This window comes from Hydrogenophaga sp. SNF1, from assembly GCF_034421675.1.
Taxonomy (GTDB): Bacteria; Pseudomonadota; Gammaproteobacteria; order Burkholderiales; family Burkholderiaceae_C; genus Hydrogenophaga; species Hydrogenophaga borbori.
In genome coordinates this window covers 1,671,968-1,691,395 of sequence record NZ_CP139793.1, presented here as the reverse complement: position 1 = coordinate 1,691,395, position 19,428 = coordinate 1,671,968, and the positions used below count along the sequence as shown (strand labels likewise).

General features: G+C 70.7%; 19 protein-coding genes. 8 read left to right on the top strand and 11 right to left on the bottom strand.

Going from position 1 to position 19,428, the window contains the following annotated elements:
* Positions 1-16: 16 nt before the first annotated feature.
* The 5 genes from SOM08_RS08200 to SOM08_RS08180 form a co-directional block, all read right to left on the bottom strand.
* Positions 17-1,315 carry a TRAP transporter large permease subunit gene (locus SOM08_RS08200; RefSeq protein ID WP_322470487.1) on the bottom strand — a complete coding sequence of 433 codons (1,299 nt, stop codon included), beginning with the start codon at positions 1,313-1,315 and terminating at the stop codon, positions 17-19.
* Between the two features lie 22 nt (positions 1,316-1,337).
* Positions 1,338-1,844 (bottom strand): TRAP transporter small permease, encoded by a 507-nt coding sequence (locus tag SOM08_RS08195; protein ID WP_322470486.1) that lies wholly within the window; start codon positions 1,842-1,844, stop codon positions 1,338-1,340.
* Positions 1,845-1,940: 96 nt separating this feature from the next.
* Positions 1,941-2,909: a TRAP transporter substrate-binding protein gene (locus tag SOM08_RS08190; RefSeq protein ID WP_116957588.1), complete on the bottom strand. Its 969-nt coding sequence runs from the start codon at positions 2,907-2,909 to the stop codon at positions 1,941-1,943.
* Positions 2,906-3,745 carry a putative hydro-lyase gene (locus SOM08_RS08185; protein ID WP_416187001.1) on the bottom strand — a complete coding sequence of 280 codons (840 nt, stop codon included), beginning with the start codon at positions 3,743-3,745 and terminating at the stop codon, positions 2,906-2,908. Before SOM08_RS08185 ends, SOM08_RS08190 begins: the two co-directional genes overlap by 4 nt.
* A 99-nt stretch (positions 3,746-3,844) precedes the next feature.
* Positions 3,845-4,816, bottom strand: coding sequence for a LysR family transcriptional regulator (locus tag SOM08_RS08180; RefSeq protein WP_116957586.1), 972 nt, complete (start codon positions 4,814-4,816; stop codon positions 3,845-3,847).
* 91 nt (positions 4,817-4,907) lie between these two features.
* Between SOM08_RS08180 and SOM08_RS08175 the strand changes: the two genes are divergently transcribed.
* From SOM08_RS08175 to crcB, 6 genes are all read left to right on the top strand, one after another.
* A complete protein-coding gene (locus SOM08_RS08175) occupies positions 4,908-5,873 on the top strand; it encodes a TRAP transporter substrate-binding protein (RefSeq protein ID WP_322470485.1) in 966 nt (321 codons plus the stop codon).
* Positions 5,874-5,983: 110 nt separating this feature from the next.
* Positions 5,984-6,487 carry a TRAP transporter small permease gene (locus SOM08_RS08170; RefSeq protein WP_116957584.1) on the top strand — a complete coding sequence of 168 codons (504 nt, stop codon included), beginning with the start codon at positions 5,984-5,986 and terminating at the stop codon, positions 6,485-6,487.
* Positions 6,480-7,775: a TRAP transporter large permease gene (locus SOM08_RS08165; RefSeq protein ID WP_116957583.1), complete on the top strand. Its 1,296-nt coding sequence runs from the start codon at positions 6,480-6,482 to the stop codon at positions 7,773-7,775. The genes SOM08_RS08170 and SOM08_RS08165 overlap by 8 nt, the downstream gene beginning before the upstream one ends.
* Positions 7,776-7,959: 184 nt before the next feature.
* Positions 7,960-12,222, top strand: a complete 4,263-nt coding sequence (locus SOM08_RS08160; RefSeq protein WP_322470484.1) for a beta-ketoacyl synthase N-terminal-like domain-containing protein — start codon at positions 7,960-7,962, stop codon at positions 12,220-12,222.
* A gap of 72 nt (positions 12,223-12,294) precedes the next feature.
* Positions 12,295-13,287 (top strand): recombination-associated protein RdgC, encoded by a 993-nt coding sequence (locus SOM08_RS08155; protein WP_322470483.1) that lies wholly within the window; start codon positions 12,295-12,297, stop codon positions 13,285-13,287.
* Positions 13,288-13,289: 2 nt separating this feature from the next.
* A complete protein-coding gene (gene crcB, locus SOM08_RS08150) occupies positions 13,290-13,655 on the top strand; it encodes a fluoride efflux transporter CrcB (protein ID WP_116957580.1) in 366 nt (121 codons plus the stop codon).
* A gap of 18 nt (positions 13,656-13,673) precedes the next feature.
* Here crcB and SOM08_RS08145 read toward each other — a convergent pair whose 3' ends face one another.
* The 5 genes from SOM08_RS08145 to SOM08_RS08125 form a co-directional block, all read right to left on the bottom strand.
* On the bottom strand, positions 13,674-14,021 hold the full coding sequence (locus tag SOM08_RS08145) for a GFA family protein (RefSeq protein WP_116957579.1): 348 nt from the start codon (positions 14,019-14,021) through the stop codon (positions 13,674-13,676).
* A 125-nt stretch (positions 14,022-14,146) separates the two neighbouring features.
* Entirely contained in the window at positions 14,147-14,539 is a 393-nt protein-coding gene (locus tag SOM08_RS08140; protein ID WP_322470482.1) for a VOC family protein, read from the bottom strand.
* A gap of 11 nt (positions 14,540-14,550) precedes the next feature.
* A complete protein-coding gene (locus tag SOM08_RS08135; protein ID WP_322470481.1) occupies positions 14,551-14,799 on the bottom strand; it encodes a DUF1272 domain-containing protein in 249 nt (82 codons plus the stop codon).
* Between the two features lie 95 nt (positions 14,800-14,894).
* Positions 14,895-15,053 (bottom strand): hypothetical protein, encoded by a 159-nt coding sequence (locus SOM08_RS08130; RefSeq protein WP_322470480.1) that lies wholly within the window; start codon positions 15,051-15,053, stop codon positions 14,895-14,897.
* A 110-nt stretch (positions 15,054-15,163) separates the two neighbouring features.
* Positions 15,164-16,288 (bottom strand): alpha/beta fold hydrolase, encoded by a 1,125-nt coding sequence (locus SOM08_RS08125; RefSeq protein WP_322470479.1) that lies wholly within the window; start codon positions 16,286-16,288, stop codon positions 15,164-15,166.
* Between the two features lie 121 nt (positions 16,289-16,409).
* Between SOM08_RS08125 and SOM08_RS08120 the strand changes: the two genes are divergently transcribed.
* Entirely contained in the window at positions 16,410-16,970 is a 561-nt protein-coding gene (locus tag SOM08_RS08120) for an NADPH-dependent FMN reductase (RefSeq protein WP_116957577.1), read from the top strand.
* Positions 16,971-16,974: 4 nt separating this feature from the next.
* A complete protein-coding gene (locus SOM08_RS08115; RefSeq protein ID WP_322470478.1) occupies positions 16,975-17,889 on the top strand; it encodes an AraC family transcriptional regulator in 915 nt (304 codons plus the stop codon).
* A gap of 23 nt (positions 17,890-17,912) precedes the next feature.
* Here the strand turns inward: SOM08_RS08115 and SOM08_RS08110 are convergent, their stop codons facing one another.
* A complete protein-coding gene (locus SOM08_RS08110) occupies positions 17,913-19,418 on the bottom strand; it encodes an amidase (RefSeq protein ID WP_116957575.1) in 1,506 nt (501 codons plus the stop codon).
* Positions 19,419-19,428 lie beyond the last annotated feature (10 nt).

The following is a 19,428-nucleotide window of genomic DNA, read 5'->3' as shown; positions in this document are numbered from 1 at the left end:
CGTGCCAGGCTGTCTCTCAGCCCTGCATGCGCGAGGGCAGCCAAAGCGCCAGCTCCGGCACCACGTAGGTCAGCAGAACGGCCGCCATCATCAGCGTGAACAGTGGCAGCGCCGTGCGCGCGATCCAGGTCACCTCGCGCTGCGTCAGCCCCTGCAGAACGAAGAGGTTGAAGCCCACCGGTGGCGTGATCTGCGCCATCTCCACCACCAGCACGATGAAGATGCCGAACCAGATGAGGTCGAAGCCCGCCGCCTGCACCGTGGGCAGCAGCACGGCGATGGTCAGGACCACCATCGAGATGCCGTCCAGGAAGCAGCCCAGCACGATGAAGAACAGCACCAGCAAGAGCATGAGCGCGAAGGGCGAGAGCTGCAGGCCGCCAATGAACTCGGCCACCTGGCGCGGCAGGCCGATGAAGCCCATGGCCAGCGTGAGGAAGGCCGCGCCCGCCAGAATCAGACCGATCATGCAGTACGTGCGGCAGGCCGCCACCAGGCCTTCGCGAAAACTCCCCCAGTTCAGCGAGCCTTCCAGGCGCGAGAGCACCAGCGAGCCCGCCACGCCGAGCGCCGCCGCTTCGGTGGCGGTGGCGATGCCGCTGTAGATGCCACCCAGCACCAGCGCGATCAGCGTGACCACCGGAATCAGATGGCGGGAGGCGTGAAGCTTGTGCCGCAGCGAGGTCGCCGGTTCCTTGCCCGGCAGGCGCTCCCGGTTGAGCAGAGACCAGACCACGATGTAGCCGCTGAACAGCACGGCCAGCATCACGCCCGGCACCACGCCCGCCAGGAAGAGCTTGGCGATCGACACGTTCGCCGCCACACCGTAGACGATCATGATGATCGAGGGCGGGATCAACAGGCCCAGCGTTCCCGCGCCCGCGAGGGTGCCGATGGCTTGAGCGTCCGGGTAGCCGCGCTTCTTCAGTTCGGGCAGCGTGATCTTGCCGATGGTGGCGCAGGTGGCGGCCGACGAGCCTGAAATGGCCGCAAAGATCGCGCACCCCACCACGTTGGTGTGCAGCAAACGGCCGGGCAGCCAGTTGAGCCAGGGCGCCAGGCCCTTGAACATGTCGTTGGACAGCTTGCTGCGGAACAGAATTTCCCCCATCCACAGAAACAGCGGCAAGGCGGTCAGCGTCCAACTCGAAGTGGAGCCCCACACAGTGAGCGCCATGCTGTCGCCCACCGGGCGTTGGGTGAACAGCTCCATGCCCACCAGGGCCACGCCCAGCAGCGACAGGCCGATCCACAGGCCCGACCCGAGCACGGCAAACAACAGCACGATGAGGGTCAATGCGATCACGGCGTCCATGACAGCGGCTCCTTGGGTGGGTTCATTCGGTGCGGGCAGCCGCGCCCGGCGCCAACAGATCGGTGCCCCGCCAGCGGTGCAGCACCACCTGCAGGAATGCCAGAGCCAGGCCCGCGCAGCCCACGGCCATGGCGGTTTGCGGGATCCACAGCGGCGTCACGTCGGCGCCCGGCGAGACGTCGTGCGTCACGCGCGAGACCCACACCAGGCGCGCCGCGTACCAGCTCAGGTAGCACGACAGCGCCGTGCCCGCGAGCAGGCACCACCACTCCATGGCGGCGCGCCCCCAGCCGGGCAGGCGCTCCAGCACCAGCGTCACGCGGATGTGCTCGCCACGCAGCAGCGTGGCCGGCAGGGCCAGAAACAGCGAGGCCGCGATGGCGTAGCCCGCGTAAGCGTCCAGCCCGGCCATGTCCCAGCGCAGCAGGCGCGCCAGGATGCCCAGCGAGACGGAGACAAAAGCCGCGAGCATGCCCACACACGAGAGCGCGAGCAGCCAGCGATGAACAGTACGGACGAACGCATCCATCGTGCCCTCCGGCATCGGTTCACAAGAAAGGAAGGAAGCGCAGTCGGTGGGGCGAGGCGGCCTGCGCGGGCCGGGCCCCGCCGTGCGCGAATCGGTTCAGGGCTGTTTGCGGTACGCGTCGACGATGGCCTGCCCCTCGGGACCCGCGGCCTTGATCCACTCGGCGGTCATGGTCTCGCCGATGGACGCCAGCGCCTTCCTCATGTCATCGCTCGGTTGGCTGATCGACATACCGGCGGCCTTCAACTGGCCGATGTACTCGCTGTCGAGCTTCTCGCTCAGCGCCCAGCCGCGCGCTTCCGCCTGCGCCGCCGCCGTGGTCAGCGCGTTCTGCGTGGCCTTGTCCAGCGCGTTGAAATCCTTGAGATTCACCACCGTCACATTGCGCGGCAGCCAGGCCGATACCGGGTAGAAGTGCTTCACCTGCTCGTGAAGCTTGCTCTCCACACCGCTGGCGCTGGAGGTGAGGAAATTCTGCACCGCGCCCGTGGCCAGGGCCTGCGGCAGCTCGGCGAGCTGGATCGTCACGGGCTGCGCCTTGAGCAGCTGGGCGATGCGCGTGGTGGCCGGGTTGTAGGCGCGCATCTTGGTGCCCTCCAGGTCGGACGCGTAGTTCACGGGCTTGATCGAGTACAGCGACTGCCCGGGCCAGGGCACCGAGAACAGCACCTTCAGGCCCTGCTGGGCCAGCAGCTTCTCCTGCGCGCCTTTGGCCGCCTGGTACAGGCGGCGCGATTGCTCGTAGCCCGTGGCCAGGAAGGGCACCGAGTCCACCCCGAACAGCGGGTTCTCGTTGGCCGCGCCGGAGAGAATGAACTCGCCGATCGGCGTCTGCGCGGTCTGCACCGCGCGCTTGATCTCATTGGCCTTGTAGAGCGATCCGCCCGCGTGCAGGGTGATCTTGAGCTTGCCCCCCGTGGCCTTGTCCACGTCGTTGGCGAACTGCTGCAGGTTCTGCACCTGGAAGGTATTGGCGCCGTAGCCGCTGGGCAGATCCCACCGGGTCTGCGCGTGCGCGGCGCCGGCCAGGGCCAGAGCACACAGGCCGATTGTTGTCTTGATCATGGTCGCTCTCCTTGTTCGCTCGCGAGTTGCTGGTTGAGAAGGTCGGTGATCAGCATCGCGCCCGGGGCGTGCGTGATGCAGAACGGGAGGCGGGCCTGGGCGATCGCCGCCTGGGGCGTGACCCCGCAGGCCCAGAACACGGGCACTTCGTCGGGCAGCACCGCCACGGCGTCGCCGTAGTCGGGCCGCGACAGGTCGTGGATGCCGATGGCCGCGGGGTCGCCCACATGCACCGGCGCGCCGTGCACGTCGGGAAAGCGGGAGGTGATCTCCACGGCGCGCGCCGCATCGGCTGCCTTGAACGGGCGCATGCTCACCACCATGGGGCCCGCGAACGGTCCGGCCGGCGCGGTGGCCAGATGGGTTCGGTACATGGCCACGTTGCGGCCTTCGTCCACATGGCGCAGCCGCATGCCAGCGTCCATCAGCGCCTGCTCGAACGAGAACGAACACCCGATCACGAAGGTGACGAGATCCTCCCGCCACACATCGGCGATGTCTGTCGGCTCCCCGACCAGTTCGCCGTCGCGCCAGACGCGGTAGCGCGGCATGTCGCTGCGGATGTCGATGCCCTCGCCCAAACCGGGCAGTGAGGGATCGCCCGGTCGCCCCAGCGCCAGCAGCGGGCAGGGCTTGGGGTTGCGCTGGCAGAACAGCAGGAAATCGTCCGCCAACGCCTGCGGCAGGATCACCACGTTGCCCTGCACCAGTTCGTCGGCGAGGCCGCTGGTGTGCTTCGTCCATTCGCCGCGGCGAATGGCGCCGCGCACGCGGCGCGCCAGGGCTTGCGCATCGGCATCGATTCGCCGTGTCGCCAGGTCGTCCAGGAATCCCACTGCGTTCGCCTCCGGTCCTTTGTGTTCGTGACGAGCCCGTCACATTGGGGCCGGATTGTGGTCAGTGGCCGAAGCCACCACAAACGAAAATTTTCTTGCTTATCTCATCGATTTTTTCGATGCCTTTGACTGGGGCGACTTCTGCGACGTCTTTGTGCGCGGCCGCCCCAATGCGGTGCCGTCGCCCGACCCGTTCCAGACGTCAACGAACGCCTGCGCCGAGCGCATCACCGTCTCCACCGCCTGCGCGGACGGGTCGCTGCGGTAGCTGGCATGGATAGGCAGCGGCTGCAGGCGCGCGTCGCAGGGCAACTCGCGCAGGTCGGCCACCACGAACAAGTGCCGCACCGCCTCGCGCGGCAGCGTGGCCACACCGAAGCCACCCTGCGCCATCTGCAGCATGGCCGAAACGGACGAGATGGTGTGCACGCGCCGCGGCTCCACGCGCGCCGCGCGAAAGAGCTCCAGCAGGGCCACGTGCGGCAATGAGCCGCGCTGGAAGGTCAGCAACTCCAGCTCGGCCAACTCCTGCAGCGTGTAGCGACGCCGCCGGTGCAGGCTGGCGCTGCCCACGAACACCATTTCCATCGACGGCAGCGCGCGCGAGCGCACGCCATCGGTGGTGGCTGGCAGCGCCGTGAACACCAGGTCCTGCGTGCCACGTCGCATCTGCTCGATCAGCACCGGCGTGGTCTCGACCGACAACTCCAGCTCCAGCGCCGGGTTCTCGGTGCGCAGCTGCTCCATCCACGGGATCAGCCAGGCGTGCAGCACCGACTCGATGGCGCCGATGCGCAACGACACCGCCAGCGCATCGCCCGAGCCCATCTCGGCCTTGGCCTCGCGTTGCAGCTCCAGCAAGCGCTGCGCGTAGACCAGGAAGCGCGTGCCGGCCATGGTCAGCCGAAACTGCTTGTCGCGCCGATCCAGCAGCAGCACGCCCAGCTCCTCCTCCAGCGCGGCGATTCGGCTGGACATCGCCGATTGCGTGAGGAAGAGCTTCTCGGCCGCGCGCGTCACGCTCTTGAGTGTGGCCACCCAATAGAAGGCCTCGACGAAGCGCAGATTCATGGTGTTCTCCGGGGAAATACGGACGGGCCTGGCCCGGCTTTTGCAACTATGCTGCCCGTCTTCGTCATCCGTTCAACTTTCTGGAGCGACCATGAACTTCAAGCTTGCCCTGGCCGGCGCGGCCTTCGCACTGAGCGCCAGCGCCCAGGCTCAGACCGCCTGGGACCTGCCCGCCGCCTACCCGGCCACCAACTTCCACTCGGTCAATCTTGCCAGCTTCGCCAGCGACGTCGACAAGGCCACCGGCGGCAAGCTCAAGATCACCGTGCACCCCGGCGCTTCGCTGTTCAAGGCGCCGGAGATCAAGCGCGCCGTGCAGGGCGGCCAGGCCCAGGCCGGCGAGGTGCTGCTGGCCAACTTCCAGAACGAGTGGCAGGTCTTTGGCGTGGACGGCATCCCCTTCCTGGCCACCAGCTACGCCGATTCGAAGAAGCTCTACGCCGCGCAGAAGCCCATCCTGGAGAAGAAGCTCGCCGAACAGGGCATGGTGCTGCTGTATGCGGTGGCCTGGCCGCCGCAGGGCCTGTACAGCAAGAAGCCCGTGGCCAGCGCCGCCGACCTCAAGGGCAGCAAGTGGCGCGCCTACAGCCCGGCCACCTCGCGCATCGCCGAACTGGTGGGCGCGCAGCCCGTCACCGTGCAGGCCGCCGAGCTGTCGCAGGCCCTGGCCACCGGCGTGGTCGAAAACAACATGACCTCGGGCGCCACCGGCGTGGACAGCAAGCTCTACGAACACCTCAAGTACTACTACGACGTGCAGGCCTGGCTGCCGAAGAACGCCATCATCGCCAACAAGAAGGCCTTCGACGCGCTCGACAAGGCCACGCGCGACGGCCTCATGAAGGCGGCGGCCGACGCCGAGGCGCGCGGCTGGGCGGCCTCCGAGAAGGTCAACACCGACACGCTCGCCACCCTCAAGGCCAATGGCATGGCGGTGGAGCCGCCCTCGGCCGCGCTCAAGGCCGACCTGCAGAAGGTGGGCGCCACCATGCTGCAGGAATGGCTGTCGAAGGCCGGCCCCGAAGGCCAGCAACTGATCGACGCGTACAGGAAGTAACACCCCCGCCGCGCTTCGCGCGACCCCCTCGAGGGGGCGGCACCTGAGGACCGGCGCAGCCGGATCCTCGGTGCCCTGGGTCTGGCTTCGCGGCGCCTCCACCGTTCCTCATGCGCAAACTGCTTGACTCTCTCTACCTCGGCGCCGGCTGGCTGGCCGCCCTCTTCATGATCGGTGTGCTGGTGATGGTGCTGCTGTCCATCGTCAGCCGCGTCGCCGGCTTCTACGTGCCCGGCACCGACGCCTACGCGGGCTACGCCATGGCCGGCGCCGGTTTCCTGGCGCTGGCGCACACGCTCAAGAGCAACGAGCACATCCGCGTCACGCTGATCATCGGCAAGCTGCGCGGCGGCGCGCGGCGCGGCCTGGAGCTCTGGGCGCTGTCGGTGGCGGTGCTCATGAGCGGCGCGCTGGCCTGGTACGCCTGGCGCCTGGTGTGGCAGTCCAACACCTTCCACGACATCTCCACCGCCGCCGACGCCACGCCGCTGTGGATTCCCCAGGTGCTCATGGGCCTGGGCTGCACGGTGCTGTTCATCGCACTGCTGGACGACTGGGTGCTCGAATGGCGCGGCCAGCGCTCGCGCGCCGAGGGGGAGACGCGGCATGAATGAGTTCGTCGTCACCAGCCTGCTCATCGCCTCGCTGTTCCTGCTGCTGGGCAGCGGCGTATGGATCGGCCTCACGCTCGCCGGCGTGGCCTGGATCGGCATGGAGCTGTTCTCCTCGCGCCCCGCGGGCGACGCCATGGCGCTCACCATCTGGGGCTCGGCCAGCAGCTGGACACTGACCGCGCTGCCGCTGTTCGTGTGGATGGGCGAAATCCTGTTCCGCACCAAGCTGTCGGAGAGCATGTTCAAAGGCCTGGCGCCCTGGGTGAACGCCCTGCCCGGGCGCCTGCTGCACACCAACATCCTGGGCAGCACCATCTTCGCGGCGGTCTCGGGCTCGTCGGCGGCCACCTGCGCCACCATCGGCAAGATGACCATCCCCGAGCTCACGCGGCGCGGCTACCCGCCCGAAAAAATCGTGGGCTCGCTCGGCGGCGCCAGCACGCTGGGCCTGCTGATCCCGCCCTCGATCATCATGATCGTGTACGGCGTCGCGGCCGAGGTTTCCATCGCGAAACTCTTCGTCGCCGGCGTCATCCCCGGCATCGTGCTGGCGGCGCTGTTCAGCGGCGCCATCGTGGTCTGGGCCCTGCTCAACCCCGACAAGGTGCCCAGCGCCGACACGCGGCTGAGCTTCACCGAGAAGCTCCATGAGGCGCGCCACCTGATCCCCGTCGTGGTGCTCATCGGCAGCGTCATCGGCGCCATCTACAGCGGCATCGCCACCGCCACCGAGGCGGCGGCCATCGGTGTGGTGGGCTCGCTCATCCTCTCGGGCTCGCAGGGCTCGCTCAACTGGGTGAGCTTTCGCGACTCGCTGCTGGGCGCCACGCGGCTGTACTGCATGATCGCGCTGATCCTGGCGGGCGCGGCCTTCCTCACGCTGTCCATGGGCTACATCGGCCTGCCGCGGCACCTGGCCGAATGGGTCGGTGGCCTGGGCCTCACGCCCGGCATGCTGCTGATCGCGCTGGCCGTGTTCTACATCGTGCTCGGCTGCTTCCTCGACGGCATCTCCATGATCGTGCTCACCATGGGCGTGATCCTGCCGACCGTGCAGGCCGCCGGCATCGACCTGATCTGGTTCGGCATCTTCATCGTCATCGTGGTGGAGATGGCGCAGATCACCCCGCCCGTGGGCTTCAACCTCTTCGTGCTGCAAGGCATGACGCGGCGCGAAATCACCTGGATCTCGACGGCCTGCCTGCCCTACTTCCTCATCATGGTGTTCGCCGTGCTGCTGCTCTACTGGTTCCCCGGGCTGGTGAACTGGCTGCCGTCCAAGATGTAGGCCCGGGCGCTTCCCACCGCCAACCCGCCACCGTTCGGTGTGCGGGTTTTCTTTTGCCGGTGCGGCGGCGGGCCCGCCCGTTCGACGCAACAGTGCCAACCAAAGGATCAAGCTTGCGCCGCATCGGCGCCGGCTCGGGCCAGTTCGCCCAGCATGGTGCCCCGCTCAAACCAGGGAGTCCACCATGCACAGCACGCCACCCGCGACGCTGGCCGACGTCTTGCTCAACGCCGCCAGCCTTCCCGCCCCCCACGCCCTCGTCACCGTGCACCGCGACGGCAGCGAGACCCCCTTGAGCTACCCCGGCCTGCTGGCCCGCGCGCGGGGCCTGCTGGCCGCGCTGCAGGCGCAAGGCCTGTCGCCGGGCCAGACGGTGCTGACGCAGGTCGGCGCCAGCGCCCGCCAGCTCGAGGTCTTCTGGGCCTGCGTGCTCGGGGGTCTGGTGCCCGTGCTGCTGCCCAAGGTGGCGAGCTGGCGGCGCGAGAGCGAGGCTTCCCGCCGGCTGCGCGCCGTGTGCGGTTTGCTCGGGCCTGACGCCACGCTGCTGATCGACGAAGACCAGCGGGCCGACTACGCCGGTGGCGTGGCGCCCCTGCCCAGCGGCATGCGCTGGCTCCGCGACCCCGGCGAGGCCGACGCCGCGCGGGCGCGTGCGCACCGGGCCCAGCCCGGCAATCTGGCCTACCTGCAACTGTCCTCCGGCTCCACCGGCACGCCCAAGGGCGTGCGGCTCACGCACGCGAACATGCTCGCCAACCTGCGCGACATGGCGCAGGCCCACGGGCTGCTGCCGGCGCACGGCTTCCTCAACTGGATGCCGTACTACCACGACATGGGTCTGGTGATGTTCCATCTGCTGCCCGCCTACCTCGGGGCGGGCCAGGTCAAGCTCGATGCCACCGACTTCGTCGCCGATCCGCTGCTGTGGTTGACCAAGATCCACCAGCACCGCTCGGCCGTGGTGGGTGGCCCCAACTTCGGCCTGCGCCACGTGCTCGAAGCGCTCGACGGCGGCCCGCCCGTGGGCGTGGACCTGTCCTGCGTGCGCCTGTGGTTCAACGGCGCCGAGCCGATCTGGGTGCCAACGATGCGCGCGTTCATGTCCCGCATGGCCACGGCCGGCCTGCGCCCCGACGCCATGACGCCGGCCTACGGCCTGGCCGAGGCCACGGTGGTCGTGTCGCTCTCCCCGCAGGGCGGGCGCGCGCTGGCCCACCGGCTCGACCGCCAGGCGCTGCTGCGCGACGGCCTGGTCCGGGACGCCGCCGATGGCGTGGAGGCGATCGAGTACGCCGATGTCGGCCTGCCCCTCGCCTCCACGCAGGTGCGCGTCGTCGGCGAAGACGGTGGCGAGCTCGGCGAAGAGCGTCTGGGCGAGGTCCAGGTCCGTGGCGCCAGCGTCACCAGCGGCTACGAGACCCGCGCCGAGGGCGCCGCGCGCGAATGCTTCGACGCCGAGGGCTGGCTGCGCACCGGCGACCTCGGCTTCCTGCGTGGCGGCCGCCTCACCATCACCGGCCGGCTCAAGGACGTGATCGCCCTCCACGGCCGCCAGGTGATGGCGGTCGACGTGGAGCAGCACCTGAGCCAGCTGTTCGGGCTCAAGACCGGGCGCATCGCCGCCTGCGGCGTGCCGCAGGCCGATGGCAGCGAGGCCGTGGTGCTGTTCGTGGTGGCACGCGCGCGCGACGGCGGCGGGTGCCTGCTGCACCGCCTGCGCGCCGCCGCCGAGGCCTACCTGGCGCACCCGGTGGCCTGCGCCGTGCCGGTGCGCCGCATCCCGCACACCTCCAGCGGCAAGCCGCAGCGCCACCAGCTCCGGCGGCAATGGCAGCTGGGCGAATTCGCCGAGCGGCTCCAGGCCGTCCCTGCCCCTGCGCCCCAGGCGCCGTCCCCGGCACCGGCCAACGACGACCTGGTGCGCCAGGTGGTGCAGGCCTGGTCCGAGGCCCTGCGCCTGCGTCCCGGCGATATCGGCCTGGACACCCCGTTCACCTCGCTGGGCGGCGGCTCGGTGCAGGCGATCCAGGCGCTGGCGCTGCTCGAAAAACGCCTGGGCCGCCGCCTCGGCACGGGGCTGCTGGTCGACGGCCGCACGGTGCGCGACACCGTGGCCTACCTGGAGCGCCACCCAGCGCCCTCGCAGGCCGCGCGTGCCACCTCCGCCTCCACCTCTGCCTCCACCTCTGCCTCCACCGCTTCCCCCGCCTGTGCGCCGGCGCAGGCGCCTGCCGACGCGTCGCCGGCCATCGCCGTCATCGGCATGGCCTGCCGCTTCCCCGGCGCGGCCTCGCCGGCGCAGTTCTGGGGCCAGCTGCGCGACGGCGTGTCGTCGATCCGCGAAGTGCCGGCGCCGCCCTGGATGCCCGAAGGCCAGCGCCTGCACATGGGGCGCATCGATGGCATCGAGCTGTTCGCGGCCGACTTCTTCGGCGTGGACGACGAAGAGGCCCGGCTCATGGACCCCCAGCAGCGCCTGATGCTCGAGTTGGGCTATGAAGCACTCGACGACGCCGGCTACACCGGCGCCCGTATGCCGGCCCAGCGCAAGGTCGGCGTCTGTGTCGGCTCGATCCACAACGCCTACCTGGAGCCGCTCATCGAACTGCGCCGCCGGGGCGATTGCCCTGCCGCGCAGCACCCGCAGCTGCTACCGGGCAACCTGTTGAGCATCATCGCCGCGCGCGTGTCGCAGCGGCTCGACCTCAAAGGCCCCGCTCTGCACATCGACACGGCCTGCGCGTCCTCGCTGGTGGCGCTGCACTGCGCCTGCACCGAACTGCGGTCGGGCCAGTGCGAGATCGCGCTGGCCGGCGGTGTGAGCCTGCTGTCCACGCTCAGCATGTTGCAGCTGCTCAGCCAGACCGGCACCCTGTCGGACGAAGGCGTCTGCCGGGTATTCGACGAGGCCGCCAGCGGCATGGTGGCCAGCGAGGGCGCGGGCCTGGTGGTGCTCAAGCGGCTCGACCAGGCGCTGGCCGACGGCGACCGCATCGACGCGGTGATATCGGCCACCGCCGTCACCAACGACGGCCACTCGATCGGCCTCATGGCGCCCACGCTGGAAGGGCAGGAAGCGATGCTGCGGCAGGCCCTGGCCCAGGCCGGCCTACACCCCTCGCAGATCGGCTACGTCGAGGCCCATGGCACCGGCACGCCGGTCGGCGACGCGATCGAGGTGCACGCGCTCACCAGCGTGTTTGGCGAGCCGGGCGGCGCGCCGTACTGCGGCATCGGTTCGGTCAAGGCCAACATCGGCCACCCCATGGCCGCGGCCGGCGTGGCGGGGCTGATCAAGCTGCTGCTGTCCCTGCGGCACGGGCTGCTGCCGCCCACCTTGAACCTGCGCAAGCCCCACCCGAACCTGCGCCTGGAGCACACGCCGTTCTGGCCGGTGCTGTCCGCCGCGCCCTGGCCCCGGGGCGCGGCCCCGCGGCATGCCGGCATCAGCTCCTTCGGTTTCGGCGGCACCAACGCGCACGCGATCGTGTCCGACGCGCCGCTGCCCGCGGCCCGCGCGCGCACCACGCGTTCGCACCACCTGCTGTGCCTGTCGGCGCGCAACCGCGAGGAACTGCTGGCGGTGCGCTCCCGCCTGCTCGACCAACTGCTGGAGCAACCCGACCTGTCGATGCTCGACCTGTCGTTCACCCGCTGCGCGGGGCGCGAAGCCTTCAGGCTGCGCGAATGCCTGGTGGTCTGCGGCGTGCGGGACGCCATCGACCAGCTGCGGCACGGACCTCGGGCACGGCCCGGCGACGAGGGGCTGGCGGCCCTGGTGGCACTGGGCCAGCGCTGGCTGCGCGGCGAACCCGTCGACTGGCGCGAGCACTTTCGTGGCAGCGGCGCGCGCATCGTGCCCCTGCCGACCTACCCCTTCACCCGCCGCGCGTACTGGCTGCCGGGCAGCTCACCCGACACGCGGGGGCCAGCCGCGCCAGTGGCGCGCGAGCCAGCCGGCGGATCGCCCGGTGCCAGCGCCGCGGGCCGTGACGACCCGCGCCCCGCCCCGGCGCGGACCACCGACGCGCAGGCAGCAATCGGGCAGACCGCCACCGCCACCACCGCCACCACCGCCACCACCACCGCCACCGCCACCACCACCGCCACCACCACCGCCACCGCCAGCCCACCGGCCGCCCCGCCACCCGCCGGTCCGCTGGCCGAGGACACCGTGGCCCACTGGATCGAGACCGAGCTCGCGTCGCACGGCCTCTTGTGCGCCGACCGCTCGGTGCCGTTCTCGCGGCTCGGCGCCGACTCGCTGATCGCCGTGCACACCTGCCACGCGCTCGCGGCCCGGCTGGGCACCGACGTGTCCATGGCGCTGTTCTTCGAGTACGCCTCGGTCGAGCGCCTGGCGCGCCACCTGGCCCGGCTGCACGGCCCGTTGATCGAACGCCTGCTGGCCGAGGCCACCACCCGCACGCCGCTGGCGCCGCGCTGATCCACCGCCGCTAAGATGCACACCCCGCCACCACCCAGGTGCGCGGGGTTCGTTTTTCCGGAGATCCCTTTCGTGTTCAAGAACCTCACGCTCTACCGCATCGGCCCCGGTTGGGCGCCCACGCCCGATGCGATGGAGAAAGCCCTGGACGGCCAGCGCTTCGTGCCCTGCCCCGCCACGCAGGACAAATCGGTCGGCTGGGTGGAGCCGCGCGGCGAGGCCCACGGCCCGCTGGTGGAAGCCATCGCCGGCCAGCGCATCCTCAAGCTGCAGATCGAAACCAAGTCGGTGCCCGGTGCCGTCGTGCGCCGCAAGGCCCAGGAGGCGGCCGATCACATCGAAGCCACCACGGGCCGCAAGCCCGGCAAAAAGGAAACCAAGGCCCTGCGCGAAGACGCCCTGCTCTCGCTGCTGCCGCAGGCCTTCTCGCGCCAGCAGACGTCCTGGGTGTGGATCGACCCCGAGCGCGGCTGGCTCGCCACCGACGCCAGCAGCCAGGGCAAGCTCGACGACCTGGTCACCGCCCTGGTGCGCGCCTTCGACGGCCTGGTGCTCACGCTCTTCAATACGCAGCAGACGCCGCAGAGCGCCATGACGCAGTGGCTCAGCGCCAGCGACGCCGAGGAATGGCCCGAGGGCCTGGCCGTGGAGCGCGACTGCGAGCTGCGCTCCAGCGATGAGGAAAAGTCGGTGGTGAAATTCACCCGCCACCACCTCTTCAACGACGAGGTGCGCCGCCACATCAGCGAAGGCAAACTGCCCACGCGCCTGGCGCTCAACTGGGAAGGCCGCGTCGGCTTCACGCTCACCGAAAGCATGGCGCTCAAGAAGATCCAGTTCCTCGAAGGCGTGTTCGAAGAGAACCAGGGCAAGGAAGAGCAGAGTTTCGACAGCAACGTCGCCATCGGCACGGGCGAGCTGCGCGGCGTGCTCGACGCGCTCATTGCAGCGCTCGGCGGTGAACTGCAACCGGGTCAGGTGCCGGGGCATGAGCCCGCGCCGGCCGGCGCGGCGCCCGCGTCCGACGCCACCCTGGCCAAGGCCAGCGACGACGCACCGTTCTGAACATGGCCTCGGTGCTCGCCATCTGCCTCGGGGCCTGCGCCGGCGCGCTGCTGCGCTGGCGCCTCGGGCTGTGGCTGAGCCAGCCGCACAGCCTGCTGCCCTGGGGCACGCTGGCGGCCAACTGGATCGGCGCCTATGCCATCGGCCTGGCCCTGGCCGTGTTCCACGCCAACCCGCACATCGACCCGGTCTGGCGCCTGGCCATCGTCACCGGCCTGCTGGGGGCGCTCACCACCTTCTCCACCTTCTCCGTCGAGGTGATCACGCTGCTGCAGCAGGGCCGGCTGGCGCTGGCCCTGGGCGTGGCCTCGCTGCACCTGCTCGGCTCGCTGCTGCTCACCTGGCTGGGGCTCAAGACCCTGGCCTAAGCGGCGGGCGCGCCCCGCTCAGGCCGACCGGCCGTCGAAGTGCTGCACCGGGATCGCCGCGAGGTCGATGCCCTCCACGCAGCGCAGGTTGATCGCCGCCATGGCCCGGCCCTGCGGGTCGGTGCCCTCGCCATACGGGTGCATGCCGCACACCGGGCAGAAGCGGTGCTTGATGAGGTGCTGGTTGAAGGTGTAAGTGCTCGCGGCGTCCTCGGGCGTCTGGAGCACGAGGCTCGCGCGCGGCACGAACCACAGCAGCGAACCCTTGCGCGAGCAGATGGAACAGTTACAGGCCAGCGCGCCGTCGATGCGGCCTTCGACCTCGAACGCGACGCGGCCGCAGTGGCAGCTGCCTTGGTACTTCATGGCGGTGTCCTCCTGAAAAGCTCATGCTGATGTGCCGGGTGGGCGGGCGCGAGCGCCAGCCCGCGGCAGCGGCCCAGGCGAAAGGCGGTCGGGCATGGAAACGTCCTCGGGGTGCGTGCGTGTGCTCAGGCTGGCGAATGGCAGGCCACGCAGAGCTTGTTGCCCTCGGTGTCGCGGAAGTAGGCGCCGTAGTAGTGGGCGTGGTATTCGGGGCGCGGCCCGGGCCGCCCCTCGCAGGTGCCACCGCTGGCCAGCGCCATGGCGTGGGCGAGGTCCACGGTGGCGCGCCGCTCGGCCAGGAAGGCCACCATCTGGCCATTGCCCACCGCGTGGGCCTGCGCGTCGTGTGGCCGGCCGATGAGGAACAGGGGCCGCGGGCCGGGCTCGGACTGCCAGCCGGCCCAGGGCCGCGCGGGATCGCAGAAGCGCTCCTGGATGCCCAGCACGGGCATCAGTTGCCGGTAGAAGGCCAGCGCGCGGTCGAAGTCGCTGACGCCCAGGTGGATGTGGGAAAACACAAGGGCTCCGCTCAGGTGGGCGCCACGCAGCCCTGGGGCTTGAACACGCGCTCGGTCGAGGCGGGGTGGCGGTCCAGCTTGCCGGCGGGCCGCACCGGGCGGCGAACCAGTTCGCCGCCACAGTTGGGGCAGACGCCCGCCAGCGAGCCGCTGGCGCAGTCCTCGCAGAAGGTGCACTCGAAGGAGCAGATGCGGGCGTTGCGCGCCTCGGGCGGCAGGTCGGCGTTGCAGCACTCGCAGTTGGGACGCAGTTGGAGCATGGAGGGTCTCGGCGGGCAGCGGAGGAAACGGCCAGTGTAGGCAATCCACGGGCCGCGCACAGCCCCCTCGACCGCTGCCGGCCGCGCGCCCGGCTTCAGTAGTACGGCACCACGCGCTGCGGCCGTTCGGCGTGGCGGCGGGCCGCCCGCCACAGCGCGGCGGGCGCGGCGCGCAACCGCCGCCCCAGGCACCGGGCCAGCGCGGCCACGGGGGAAGGGGCGCGGGACAACGCGAAGAAGGGAATGGCTTTCATGCGGGGCTCCAGCGCGCGCCGGTCGCGCGAGCCGCCATTTCAGCGGGGCCACGCCATCCGCGCGCGGGGCATCTGTCCCGCGGCGCCCCCCATGGCCGCAGCGCGGCGCCCTAAGGCCGGGACAGCCGTCCCGCGCCCCCATCGGCCAGTGGCAGGCCGTGGCCATAGCCCGCCTCGCGCGCCCGCACGATGGCCTGCGCGCGCGTGGCCACCTCGAGCTTGCCGAACACGGCGGAGACCTTGTTGCGCACCGTCTTCTCACTCAGGCCCAGGTGGGCCGCGATCTGCAGGTTGTCGAGGCCCTGGGCCAGCAGTTCCAGCAGGGCCCGTTCGCCAGGGCTGAGCCGCGCGAACAGCGGCGAGGCGGGCGCCGCGCCCGCGTCCGCCTGCGCGAGGAAAGCGCGCACGGTGGCAAAGGCCTCGGCGAAGGCCGGCTCCTGCCGCAGCAGCACGTGGTTCCGGCTATCGAGGGCAACGAAGCGCGCACCCTCGATCAGACCCGCGATGAGGCGCCCCTCGTCGAAGGGCACACGCTGGTCCCCGCGAGCGTGCATCACCAAGGTCGGGCAACGCACACGCCGGGCTTCGTCGCTGACGTCGATGTGCCCGAAGGCCGCGATGGTGCGCGCCGCGTGCCCGGGGCTGCATGAGAGGCGTTCCAGCTCGTTGAACCAGCGCGTCTGCTCGGGCGTGCCGCCCGGAATGAACAGCGAGGTAAAGACCTGGCGAAAGGCCTCATTGTCCTGGCCCCAGCCGATCTCGACCAGGTCGAGCAGCATCCGGGCCTCCCTCAGCTGCGGCGGCGTGGGCTGGCGGTGCAGCAGGCCCCGCACGTAGCCGCCGAGAATGGCCAGCGCGGTCACGCGCTCGGGGTGGCGCGCCGCGTAGGCCACGGCCACGGCGGCGCCTTGCGAGCAACCGAGCAGCGCAAAGCGCGCCAGCCCGGCCGCGTCCACCACCGCCTCCAGATCGGCCAGCCAGGCCTCCAGCGAGGGTGGCGTCTCGCCGCGGTCGGACAGGCCGCAACCTCGTCCGTCGTAGCGGATCAGCGTGTGCCCGCGGCCCAACTCGTCGATCCAGGGCCGCCAGACCGGGCTGCCGAGGTCGCCGTCGAGGTGGGTGAGGAAATGCGCCGCGCGCACCAGCGGTGGGCCTTGCCCGGTGCTGGCGTGGGCGATCCGCACCCCGTCGGCGGTGGTGCAGAAGCGGATGGACTGCGTGAGCGGCGGCGCCACGCGGGCATTATGAAATCGGGCATGCCCCGTTCCCCCATCGTTTGGTCGGAATTGGGCGCTGACCAACAATGCCCCGACCACCCGGGCCATGCGCCCATCCATCCCCCGCAGGAGATCCTCCATGGCCCAGTACAAGGTCGGCTACATCATCGGCAGCCTCGCCAGCGCCTCCATCAACCGCCAGCTCGCCAAGGCCCTGGTCAAGCTCGCGCCGGCGGAATTGGCCCTGCACGAGATCCCCATCAAGGACCTGCCGCTGTACAGCTACGACCACGACGCCAATTACCCGGCCGTGGCCACCGCCTTCAAGCAGGCCATCGCCGACGCCGACGCCCTGCTCTTCGTTACGCCCGAGTACAACCGCTCCATCCCGGGCGGCCTGAAGAACGCGATCGACTGGGGGTCGCGCCCCTGGGGCAAGAACTCGTTCACGGGCAAGCCCTCGGGCGTCATCGGCGCCTCGGTGGGCGCCATCGGCACCGCGCTGGCGCAGGCCCACCTGCGCGCCGTGCTCAACTTCTGCGCTGCGCCGCAGATGGCGCAGCCCGAGGCCTACATCCAGTTCAAGAAGGGCCTGGTGGCGGAGGACGGCAGTTGCACCGACGCCGGCACCGAGGAGTTCCTGCGCAACTACATGAAAGCCTTCGCCGCCTTCGTGGCGGCGAACAAGGCCCGCGGCTGAGCCCGTGGGCGCCCCGGCCACTCCCCTGGCGAGCGTGCTGTCGCGCTCGCCCAGCTACCGCCTCGACCAGGTCACGCCCCTCGCGGGCCGCTGCCGCGGCACCTTGATCCACTGCACCTTCGAGGCGCACACGGTGGAGATCCCGCCGCTGGACGAGGTGGTGCTGCTGGCCGCCAACGAGTACCGGCTCAAGCGCGCGCTGTTCGACTTCGGCTGGGGCTTTCGCGACCACTTCAGCAGCCACCCGCACCCGCTGCACGTCTTTCCCGCCGGCAACGCCTACCGCTGGTGCAAGGACGGCTACGCCGACGTCACGCTGCTGGCGCTGTCGGCCGGCGACCTCAATGGCCTGCTCGACGAGCTGGGCCACCGCAACCCCGGCGACGGCCTGTGGCAGCTGTCGCAGCGCGGCTTCGCCAACCCCACCATCTACCAGCTGGTGACGCAGTTCATGCAGCACGCCTCCAGCGCCAGCCCGCGGCTGATGGTGGACAGCTACTGCGCCGTGATCGCCAACGAGCTGGGCCAGCAGTGGGGCGCGCGCGGGCGCGCCGGCCCCGCGGTGCGCAAGCTGCCGCCGGCCGTGCTCAAGCGGCTCATCGACCACATCAAGGAACACCTCACGCAGGACCTGAGCCTGGACGAGCTCGCGGCCATCACGGGCTTCTCCAAGTTCCACTTCCTGCGCTGCTTCAAGGCCTCCACCGGCCGCTCGCCGCTGCAGTACGTGGGCGACCTGCGCGTGGCGCACGCGCGCCGCCTGCTGGAGCGCACCGGCCTGCCCATGGACGCGGTGGCGCGCGACAGCGGCTTTTCCGGCGCCGACCACCTGGCGCGCGCCTTCGGCAAGGCCACGGGCCTGTCGCCGCGCGCCTACCGCACCGCGCTGGGCGGCGTGAGCGGGCGGCGCCGGCACTGAGGGCCGCGCCACGCCGCGTGGCCTCAGCCCGCGTGGCGGCGCTCGTGGTCGGCCGCGGCGCGCAGCACCAGCGCGTCGTCAAAGTGACGCCCGATCAGCATCAGGCCCACCGGCTTGCCGTCCGCCTCGCCGCAGGGCACGCTGACCGCGGGATGGCCGGTGAGGTCGAAGGGGCTGGTGTTGGCCAGCATGGTCCAGCTGTGCTGGATCACCTCGGCCACCGGCGCGTCGTCGGACGGAATGGGCAACGTGGGGAAGGGCGTGGTGGGCATGAGCAGCAGCTCGCGGCCGTCCAGTGCCTCGTCGTACGCCGCGCGCAGGCGCCGGCGCAGGTTCTGGGCCTTGGCGTAGAAGCGGCCCTGGTACTGCTGGTGCAGGTAGGCGCCGAGCAGCATGCCGATCTTCAGCGTGTGCGGCATCTCGTTGGCGCGCGCGCGCAGGCCGCCCAGCGCGGTCATCAGCGACAGCGGGTACGCGCCCGTGGTGAGGTGGCCCGCGCCCTGGCCGCCGTAGAGCGTGTGGTAGGTGCCTTCGTTGGCGATGGCGCTCCAGATCGCAAAGCCATGGCGGTGCCAGGGCACCGAGACCTCGTCGACCACCGCGCCCGCCGCGCGCAGCGCCTCGATGGCGGCGCGCACCGCGCTGTCGGTGCCCGGGTGCGACTCGGGCAGGCCGAAGGACTCCTTCACCACGCCGATGCGCAGGCCCTTCACGCCGCGGTCCAGGCCCTGGGTGTAGCGCTCCACCCGCACGCCGCGCTGGCGACCGTCGATGCCGTCCTCGCCCGCGATCGCCTCCAGCAGCAAGGCCACGCCGGCCACGTCGCGCGCCATGGGCCCCACGTGGTCGATGCTGTGGTCCAGGCCCATGACGCCGGTGTAAGGCACCAGGCCATAGGTGGGCTTGAGGCCCACGATGCCCGAGAACGAGGCCGGGATGCGGATGGAGCCGGCCTGGTCGGCGCCGATGGCCAGGTCCACCTCGCCCGCCACCAGCAGCGCGGCGCTGCCGGTGGTGGAGCCGCCCGGCGTGTGGCCCGGATTGCGCGGGCTGTTCACCGGGCCGCCTGCGCTGGTGGCGCTGCCGCCAGAGAAGGAGAAGTACTCGCAGGCCGACTTGCCCACGATGTGTCCGCCCGCGTCCAGGATGCGCGTGACCAGCGTGGCGTCGCCCTCGGGCGCATAGCCTTCCAGCAGCGAGGCGCCGTTCATCATGGGCACGCCGGCGATCTGCACGTTGTCCTTGATCGCCACCGTCTTGCCCGCCAGCGGGCCCTCGGCCGCGCCACGGATGTCGCAGCGCACCGACCAGGCGCCCCAGGGGTTGTCCTTCGCCTCGGGCCGCGTGCCGCCGGCGCGCGGGTAGCGCACGGGCAGGGTCTGGTCGGGCAGGCGGTCGACCGTGCGGAACTCGGGCACCAGCGGGGCCAGCATGTCCAGCACGGTTTGCGCGTAGTCGGCGTCGACGTCGATGCCCAGTTCCTCGCCCAGGTAGCGCAGGCGGTCCTTGTTCGGCAGATGGAATGCCATGGTGTTCCCT

Coding starts and splice junctions, on each gene's coding strand:
- SOM08_RS08200 (WP_322470487.1), bottom strand. CDS start 1,315: ATGGACGCCGTGATCGCATTGACCCTCATCGTGCTGTTGTTTGCCGTG.
- SOM08_RS08195 (WP_322470486.1), bottom strand. CDS start 1,844: ATGGATGCGTTCGTCCGTACTGTTCATCGCTGGCTGCTCGCGCTCTCG.
- SOM08_RS08190 (WP_116957588.1), bottom strand. CDS start 2,909: ATGATCAAGACAACAATCGGCCTGTGTGCTCTGGCCCTGGCCGGCGCC.
- SOM08_RS08180 (WP_116957586.1), bottom strand. CDS start 4,816: ATGAATCTGCGCTTCGTCGAGGCCTTCTATTGGGTGGCCACACTCAAG.
- SOM08_RS08175 (WP_322470485.1), top strand. CDS start 4,908: ATGAACTTCAAGCTTGCCCTGGCCGGCGCGGCCTTCGCACTGAGCGCC.
- SOM08_RS08170 (WP_116957584.1), top strand. CDS start 5,984: ATGCGCAAACTGCTTGACTCTCTCTACCTCGGCGCCGGCTGGCTGGCC.
- SOM08_RS08165 (WP_116957583.1), top strand. CDS start 6,480: ATGAATGAGTTCGTCGTCACCAGCCTGCTCATCGCCTCGCTGTTCCTG.
- SOM08_RS08160 (WP_322470484.1), top strand. CDS start 7,960: ATGCACAGCACGCCACCCGCGACGCTGGCCGACGTCTTGCTCAACGCC.
- crcB (WP_116957580.1), top strand. CDS start 13,290: ATGGCCTCGGTGCTCGCCATCTGCCTCGGGGCCTGCGCCGGCGCGCTG.
- SOM08_RS08145 (WP_116957579.1), bottom strand. CDS start 14,021: ATGAAGTACCAAGGCAGCTGCCACTGCGGCCGCGTCGCGTTCGAGGTC.
- SOM08_RS08135 (WP_322470481.1), bottom strand. CDS start 14,799: ATGCTCCAACTGCGTCCCAACTGCGAGTGCTGCAACGCCGACCTGCCG.
- SOM08_RS08130 (WP_322470480.1), bottom strand. CDS start 15,053: ATGAAAGCCATTCCCTTCTTCGCGTTGTCCCGCGCCCCTTCCCCCGTG.
- SOM08_RS08120 (WP_116957577.1), top strand. CDS start 16,410: ATGGCCCAGTACAAGGTCGGCTACATCATCGGCAGCCTCGCCAGCGCC.
- SOM08_RS08110 (WP_116957575.1), bottom strand. CDS start 19,418: ATGGCATTCCATCTGCCGAACAAGGACCGCCTGCGCTACCTGGGCGAG.